A 3,434-nucleotide genomic window follows, 5' to 3' on the forward strand; every position below is an offset into this window, starting at 1 on the left:
GCGAAGATCGCCAGTCGCTCATGGGGGAAACCCCCAAGACCCTTACGGGTTCGGCAGTTACTCCACTTGGGGAGACCCCAAGACCGTACTGCCTCACCGCGCTGGCTCACCAATTCCCAATTCCCCATTACCCATTCCCAATTCCAATTCCCCATTCCCAATTCCCAATTCCCCAATTCCCAATGTTTGTTGATTTCTTTATTAGGCGACCTGTATTTACGAGTGTCTGCGCTATCCTCATTCTGCTGGTAGGAGCAATCAGTATTCCAACGCTACCTACAGCCCAGTATCCAGATATTAGCCCGACTCAAATCACCGTTAGTGCTAATTATGTTGGTGCCAGTGCTGAAGTTGTAGAAAATACGGTCACGACTATCTTAGAGCGCCAAATTAACGGTGTTGAAGGCTTGAAGTACATGACTTCGAGCAGCAGTAACAATGGCAACAGTACAATTACAGTCACGTTTGACCCAGGGCGAAACAAAGATATTGCAGCAGTTGATGTGCAAAATCGCGTGTCCCTCGCCGAACCGCAGTTGCCAGAAGCTGTCCAAAGAACTGGAGTTACTGTCAACAAGCAGTCTAATAGCATTATCTTAGCGATGGGGCTGTACTCAGAGAACAAAAAGTTTGACAACGTATTTTTAAGCAATTATGCTGACTTATACATAGTCGATGCCCTCAAAAGAATTAATGGTGTCAGCCAGGCACAGATTTTTGGTGAACGCCGCTATGCAATGCGCCTGTGGCTCGACCCTAACCGCCTTGCTAGTCGCAACCTCACCGCCCAAGATGTAATCGATGCCCTCAACGAACAAAACTTACAGGTGGGTGCAGGGCAAATCGGTCAGCAGCCATCACACCCAGAGCAGATGTATCAAATAGACCTGCAAGCAGTAAGTAGGTTGACTGAGCCATCAGAATTTGCAGACATAGTGATCAAGACAGGTACAGATGGTACATTGATCAAACTCAAAGATGTAGGTAGGGCTGAACTTGGAGCAGAAGACTATAACTCTTTCCTACGATTTAGGGGCAATGAAGGTGTAGGTATAGGCATATTTACCACACCGGGGAGTAACGCCTTGGATGTGGCTAGGGCTGTAAAAGCTGAAATGGCAATACTGGCGCAACGCTTTCCACCGGGGATGGAATATCAGGTGGCATTTGATACCACATCATTTGTAGAAGCATCTTTAGCGGAAGTTGTCAAGACCCTGATAGAAGCGATCGCTCTTGTTGTCTTAGTTATTTATATCTTCTTGCAAGACTGGCGCACCACGCTAATTCCCGTTATCGTTGTGCCCCTAACTTTGGTTGGCACTTTTGCCTTTATCAAGGTTTTCGGATTTTCCATTAATACCTTGACCATGTTTGGTCTGACGTTGGCAACCGGCTTGGTGGTGGATGACGCCATCATCATCGTTGAAAACGTCTCTCGGTTAATCGAGGATGAGGGCATGTCACCCCGCCAAGCTGCCTCTGAGTCCATGAGGGAGTTATTCGGCGCAGTGATTGCCACTTCCTTAGTGCTAATGGCGGTATTTGTACCCGTAGCCTTCTTCCCAGGAGCCACAGGACAAATATATAAGCAATTTGCGCTGACGATCGCCTTTTCTATGGCAATTTCCACCTTTCTTGCCATTACTCTGACTCCTTCACTTTCAGCATTGCTGTTGCGTCGAGGACAAAGACCACGCGGTTGGTTAGGCTGGATTTTTGACCAGATTAATAGGTTTATTGATTGGACGCGCCGGGGATATGAGCGCACACTGTATCGTTTGACAAAGATCACAGCGTTCGTAGTCCTGTTATTTGCCTTATCTTTGGGCGTCACAGGCTGGCTTTACCTGACTGTGCCAACAGCATTTATTCCTGATGACGACCAAGGCTATTTCATTACCATTATCCAAGGGCCAGAAGGAGTTTCCCTTAACTACACCAGCAAGGTGATGACTCAGGTAGAACAAGAAATCCTCAAAATACCTGAAGTCACAGGTACCTTTACCATAGGTGGCTTTGGTTTTAGTGGCAACTCTGCTAACAGTGGTGCGATTTTTACAACCCTCACGCCTTGGGAAGAACGTCACGACCCAGCCAAGTCAGCACAGGCAATTATCGGTAGGTTGGCGGGAGTGGTATCGGCAATTCCCGAAGCTAGAATTTTCCCAGTGAATCCACCATCAATTCAGGGTTTAGGCAATTTTGGTGGTTTCCAATTTCAGCTACAAGATAGAGCTGGTAACAGTGGCTTGAATACCATGCTGCAAATCATGGGTCAGTTACTCCAGCGCGGTAATCAAACACCAGGATTGCAAGCTGTATTTAGCACATTTAGTGCAAATACGCCTCAGATGCTGATTGAAGTAGACCGCAACAAAGCTAAAGCCCTACAAGTTGATGTAGACGAGGTTTTTAATACTCTGCAAAGTTACTTGGGTTCGCGGTATGTCAACGACTTTAACTTACTACAGCGGACTTATCGAGTATATGTGCAAGCAGACGCTGAGCATCGCTCTAACCCTGATGATATCGGTAAATTGTACGTTCGCTCTGTTAACAATGAGATGATTCCCCTGAGCAATCTAGTGAAAATCACTCCTACTACTGGGGCGCAAACCATTAATCACTTTAACTTATTCCGCTCAATTGAAATCAACGGTTCTGCCGCGCCTGGTTACAGTTCCGGACAAGCAACCGCAGCAATGGAGAAACTAGCAGACGAGGTTTTACCCGCAACTATGGGTTACGAATGGGCAGGTATTACCGCTGAAGAAAAGGAATCTGGAGGTCTAGCACCGCTGATTTTTGGGTTGGGGCTGGTGTTTGTATTCTTAGTACTAGCTGCTCAGTATGAGAACTACGTTGACCCGTTTATTATTATGCTGTCAGTTCCTCTCGCTATCTTGGGGGCATTGTCAGCGCAATCTCTGCGGGGTCTACCCAACGATGTATTTTGTCAAGTTGGTTTGGTAATGCTAATTGGACTGGCGAGTAAAAATGCCATTTTGATTGTAGAATTTGCCAACCAACTGCGAGAGCAAGGACTTTCACTGACCAAAGCCGCAGTGCAAGCATCCCAAGAGCGTTTGCGACCCATTTTAATGACTTCCTTATCTTTCATTTTGGGTGTTTGGCCATTGGTAAATCCTGTGGGAGCAGGCGCAGCTAGTAGAAAATCTCTTGGTACAGCGATCGCAGGAGGGATGATAGTCTCTACTTTATTGAGTTTATTTATCGTACCAATTTTGTATATCGTAATTGGCAGAATCCGCGATCGCTTAACACGTCGCCACCAACCTCACCAGCTAGATTCTAGCCATGATGAGAAGGTTCCCCATAGCAGCCATCACTAGGGGGCATTGGGCATTGGGAATTGGGAATTGGGAATTGGGCATTAATGATTTTCCCTCATCCCCCCATCCCCCTCATCC

1 protein-coding gene is annotated in these 3,434 nt (G+C 46.8%); it reads left to right on the forward strand.

The window, feature by feature from the left end; all coding sequences use genetic code 11:
• Window positions 1-182 precede the first annotated feature (182 nt).
• Window positions 183-3,356 carry an efflux RND transporter permease subunit gene (locus I8748_RS27215; protein WP_198127635.1) on the forward strand — a complete coding sequence of 1,058 codons (3,174 nt, stop codon included), beginning with the start codon at window positions 183-185 and terminating at the stop codon, window positions 3,354-3,356.
• The last annotated feature ends 78 nt before the right edge of the window (window positions 3,357-3,434 follow it).

This window comes from Amazonocrinis nigriterrae CENA67 (genome assembly GCF_016056305.1).
In the GTDB taxonomy this organism is placed as follows: Bacteria; Cyanobacteriota; Cyanobacteriia; order Cyanobacteriales; family Nostocaceae; genus Amazonocrinis; species Amazonocrinis nigriterrae.

What these genes read in the sequence shown, in the direction of transcription:
- I8748_RS27215 (WP_198127635.1), top strand. Translation starts at nt 183, where the DNA reads ATGTTTGTTGATTTCTTTATTAGGCGACCTGTATTTACGAGTGTCTGC.